The sequence below is a fragment of the Streptococcus mitis genome, from assembly GCF_009496205.1.
Classification (GTDB): Bacteria; Bacillota; Bacilli; order Lactobacillales; family Streptococcaceae; genus Streptococcus; species Streptococcus mitis_BN.
This window is the reverse complement of sequence record NZ_WIJO01000089.1, coordinates 1-4,727: the sequence shown is the minus strand read 5'-3', so window position 1 is coordinate 4,727 and position 4,727 is coordinate 1. Positions and strand designations below refer to the sequence as shown.

The 4,727-nt window shown below is 37.8% G+C and carries 2 protein-coding genes and 2 pseudogenes; all 4 read right to left on the bottom strand.

All coding sequences use genetic code 11. The features are described from left to right. A pseudogene (locus GEZ85_RS10465) lies at positions 1 to 190 on the bottom strand (hypothetical protein); the annotation flags it as partial. A 63-nt stretch (positions 191 to 253) separates the two neighbouring features. Then, complete coding sequence (locus GEZ85_RS09835) at positions 254 to 2,212, bottom strand: peptide ABC transporter substrate-binding protein (protein WP_153210174.1); 1,959 nt, start codon at positions 2,210 to 2,212, stop codon at positions 254 to 256. A 226-nt stretch (positions 2,213 to 2,438) separates the two neighbouring features. Next, positions 2,439 to 4,406 (bottom strand): peptide ABC transporter substrate-binding protein, encoded by a 1,968-nt coding sequence (locus GEZ85_RS09830; RefSeq protein WP_049544886.1) that lies wholly within the window; start codon positions 4,404 to 4,406, stop codon positions 2,439 to 2,441. An 87-nt stretch (positions 4,407 to 4,493) separates the two neighbouring features. After that, positions 4,494 to 4,675, bottom strand: a pseudogene (locus tag GEZ85_RS10590) (hypothetical protein). Positions 4,676 to 4,727: the final 52 nt, after the last annotated feature.

Here is a 4,727-nt window from a genome sequence, read left to right as displayed (position 1 = left end):
GCTTCTCTAAGCTATATCCTTGTTTTCTAAGTTCATAGATCTGAACTTTATCATCATAAGTTAATTTCATGATAAAAACACCCCAAAAGTTAGATTTTTTCTGTCTAACTTTTGGGGGGCAGTTCATAAATCCGCTTAGGTAAGGCGTTTTTATCTTCTTTCCGAAACATTCTTTTTGATTTGCAACCAATTACATCAATAAATTTACTATATAGATATTAAAACGAGGCCCCTTACGGAACCTCGCTCATCTTTATTTAACATGATTTTCTGCTTCTTTTTGAGCTTTTTCGATTGTTTTTTTACTTTCTTGCTCCCATTTAGTCTTAGCTTCTTCATACTGTTTGGTTGTCACAGTATCTTTTTGCAGTTTCATGTACTTGTAGTTATTGCCATCACCCTTGATGCCGACCAGTGAATAGCCTCTTGTAAATGGCGTTACTTTGGTTACAGATGCTGTACCACCACTTGACATGGCTGACATAATCAGAGAATTGTCAATCATCCAAGCCTGTGCTTCAGCATATTTTTCATAGCGTTTGGCTACATCTTTATTTTCGCTATCTGCATCTTTGAGCATCTTGGTGTAAGTATCAAGTCCCAAGCTAGCAATCTTAGCTTTATCTTCTTGAGCATCTAGACCAAAAATCTTGAGGTAGAATCCATCCTCTGCATTGAAAGGATTAAGATAAGTTGACGGATCTTGGTAGTCACCTACCCAACCATCAAAGTTCAAATCATAGTCACGATCAGCTGGTGTTGGCGCTAAAAAGGCTACATTATTAAAATCATCCGTTGAAAGTTGTTGAACATCAATGACAATGTTATCAGCACCTAAAACCGACTCAAGAGTCTGCTTAACTGAGTTCATACCTGTCACAGCATTCTTACTTGTCTGATCAACTGCAACATCCAAGTGAATAGGGAAAGTCACACCTTGACTTGCCAATTCTTTTTTAGCTTCCGCAAATTTTGCTCGGGCTTTTTCTTTGTTGAAATAGGCATCCTGAGCATCTTGCAAGTTAATATCTGACCATTCTGTGCCATAGTTGACCAATTTAGAAGCGACTACTTCTCCAAAGGTCTTGTCTCCAACTTGGACAAATGTTGGAGGCACTAGGGTGTTACGAAGAGTCTTGCTAGCCGCTTCTTCCCCATTTGACTGAGCAGAATAGGCTGTGCGGTCCAAGGCAAAGTTCACTGTTTGGCGGAAGTTTTTGTTCAAGACAGCTGTCTCAGTTGACTTCTTCTGCTCATCTGTCGTTTTAGCAGTGTGATTGTAGGCCTTACGGTTGACGTTGAAATTGAAATACCAAGAAGTCTTGTCCTGCAAGCTATAGACGATATTATCCTTATATTTCTCCTTGGTCTTAGCAAAGTTAGAACTATTTGGATAAACCCCAGCGATAGAATAAGCTCCACTTTCAAAGTTACGGATGGTCAATTCTTGGTCTGAACCATCAAAGTAAGCCAATTTTACGTGTTCAATTGATACTTTGTCATGATCATAGTAATGCGGATTTTTCACATACTCGATAGATGATTTTGATGTGAAATCTTTTAACAAATAAGGTCCGCTGTAGAGAATGCTATCTGGAGATAGGGTACCAAAATCTTTCCCTTTTGAGTTTAGAAACTCTTCATTCACTGGGAAAAGAATACTGTTGGTTGTTTTTGAATTCCAGTAAGGCTCTGGACGTGCCAAAGTATACTCAACAGTCTGGTCGTCAATGGCTTTCACTCCAACCTTAGAAAAGTCAGAATCCGCTCCTGTAATATAATCATTCAAGCCCTTGATCGAGTTTTGTATCAAGTCAATGGCCTGTGATTTATTGTCCACTGCGTACTTAATCCCTGTCACAAAATCTTGTGCCTTGACTGGGGCATACTCTTCACCGTCAGCCGTAAACCATTTGGCATCTTTTCTCAGTTTATAGGTATAAGTCAGACCGTCGCTTGAAACAGACCAGTCCTCTGCCAAAGATGGAACTAGGTTTCCGTGGTTGTCATTTTCAAGCAAACCATCAACTAGGTTAGTAATAATAGCTGTATTATCAGCGTAGTAGTCTAATAAGTAGTTAAATGTAGTTGGGTTTCCACTAAAGGTTGATGAGTAAGTTTTTGTATCTGAACCTGATTGTCCGCAAGCAGTTAACAGCAAGGCAGCTGCAACAGTCAGACCTGCACTAAGGATACGCTTTTTTGTAGTCATCTTCTTTCTCCTTTATGTTAGTTTTTATAACATAGGTTTATTTTACCAAAATAGTGGGAATTTGTAAAGTTAATTGAATTTTGAGAATGAAAGTTTATAAACTTTAGTCATAAAAAAACAAAGGATTTCTGTCTTTCATACAGTCCTCCCTTGTTTTTATGCGATTTATCATTTAAATATCAATGAATTAACTGATAACCTAACGAAAGCAAGAATCTCATTCACGTTATTTTATGTGCTTTTCTAAATCCTTTTGATACTGAGCATTCGATTCCAGTTTTTCCTTTTGCCACTTTTTGAAGGCCGCATCATACTCTTTAGTTGTCACAATATCATTTTGAAGTTCCATTCCTTTAAAAATAAATGGATCCCCCTTAATACCGACCTGTGAATAAGCTTTGGTAAATGGAACAGTACGACTAACCATAGGAGAGCCCCCTGAAGAAGCAACTGGAATAAGAAGTGAACTATCAGTAACCCAAGCCTGTGCTTTAGCATACTTTTCGTATCGTTTATCAAGATTACTTGTCTCAGAAGCCGCATCATCCAAGAGCTTCTTGTATTCATCCAAGCCAACTTTTGCCACAACTTCAGGATCCTTGCCCTTTGTTATACCTAGATGTTTCAAGGCAGAACCCTTCTTAGCATCTAAAATATTGAGATAGGTTGCTGGATCTTGGTAATCTGGTCCCCAACCTGTTCCGTTCAAATCATAATCTTTTTGGGTTGGAACTTTAGCTTGAGAAGTAATACTTTCCTTCTCATTATCTGTCATTTGAAGAACATCTATAATCACATTCTCCGTTCCAAGCGTTTCTTCAATTGATTGTTTTAGCGAATTGGTTTGTTGAACCGCAACTACATCTGTCTGTTCTACTGGCACATCTAGATGAATCGGGAAACTCACTCCCTTAGCTTGCAATTCTGACTTCGCTTTTTCAAATGCAGACTTGGCCTTTGTTGGATTGTAAATTGTATCCTTACCATCTGTGAGAGTCACATCTTTCCACTGTTCTCCATATTTCAGTAGTTCATCCTGAGCCAACTGTCCGAAGGTCTTCCCAGCTACTTGAACGTAATTATCTGGCACTAGACTATTACGAATAATCTTATCCGCACCCTCTTCACCGTTTAATTGAGCTGTATAGGCGTGGCGATTGAAGGCAAAATTAATTGCTTGACGGAAATTTTTATTCAGCATGGCTTCTTTTGTAGAAAGCTTTTGTCCTTCATCTGTCTTGGCTGTTTTATTATATGATTGACGATTTACGTTAAAAGTAAAGTAATAACTAGTTGCTTCCTGAGGGCTATAAATAATCTGATCTCCATATTTCTCTTTGGTAGAAGCAAAACTTGAACTATTTGGGAAAAGTCTCGCTGTATTATATGCTCCTGTAGCGAAACTACGGATAAGGGATTCTTGATCTGATCCGTCATAGAATGTTAATTTTACATTATCAATCTTGACATTTTCCTTATCCCAATAGTTAGGATTTTTTTCATATTCAATCACAGATTTAGAAATCAAAGATTTCAAAAAATATGGACCATTGTAAAGAATACTTGATGGGGTTGGCGCTCCGTAATCCTTGCCTGTTGCATTCAAAAATTCTTCATTTACAGGGAGCATGGTTGCTGTTGTTACTTTAGAGTTCCAAAAACTTTCTGGTTTATTAAGGGTATATTCTACCGTATAATCATCAAGAGCTTTAACACCTACAGTTGAAAAATCATTGGTCTCACCACTAACATAAGCCTCCAAACCTTTGATTGATTTTTCAATCAAAGAAAGACCATCTGACTTAGCATCTGCTGCATGCTTCAGACCTGTAACAAAATCCTGCGCCTTAACTTCTGCATACTCCTCTCCTTCAGAAGTATACCACTTCACCCCCTTACGAAGTTTGTAAGTGTAAGTCAAACCATCGGTTGAAACAGTCCAATCCTCTGCTAAAGACGGAACAAGATTCCCATATTTATCATTCTCTAAAAGACCATCAACAACATTACCAATCACGTCAGAAGTAGAACTTTTACTCGTAACGCTATAATCCAAGGAAGACGGATCCACTGCATAAACATAAGAAAAGCTCCTCGGGGCATCTGCTTTCTTATCACTTTTACCACAAGCTGCCAAAAGAAGGGCCGCACTCAAGGTCACTCCCGCTCCTAAGAGCCACTTTTTCGATTGCATAAATAATCTCCTTCAAAATAGTATTTTCACTATTATACCCTATTTTATTATAAAAGCAAGAGCTTTTGACAGATTTTTTAGAAAATTCTAAAAAATATTTTTTAAAAGAGTCTGGGACAATAGTCTCTTATCTCCAAAAAAGCAACGGATTTGCCGTTGCTTTTTTGCATGGTTGCGATAGTCTTAGTAAAATAGAATTGCTTAATAAATCATTTAGAAAGGCCATCCCATGCATATTCACTATAACAAAAATCAAACAACTTTACCACTAGAAATCAGTTCTTTCTTACCACAAGACCATCTCGTCTTTACTATTGAAAA

Excerpts from the sequence above, each read along its gene's own strand:
- GEZ85_RS09835 (WP_153210174.1), bottom strand. The coding sequence starts at position 2,212 with ATGACTACAAAAAAGCGTATCCTTAGTGCAGGTCTGACTGTTGCAGCT.
- GEZ85_RS09830 (WP_049544886.1), bottom strand. The coding sequence starts at position 4,406 with ATGCAATCGAAAAAGTGGCTCTTAGGAGCGGGAGTGACCTTGAGTGCG.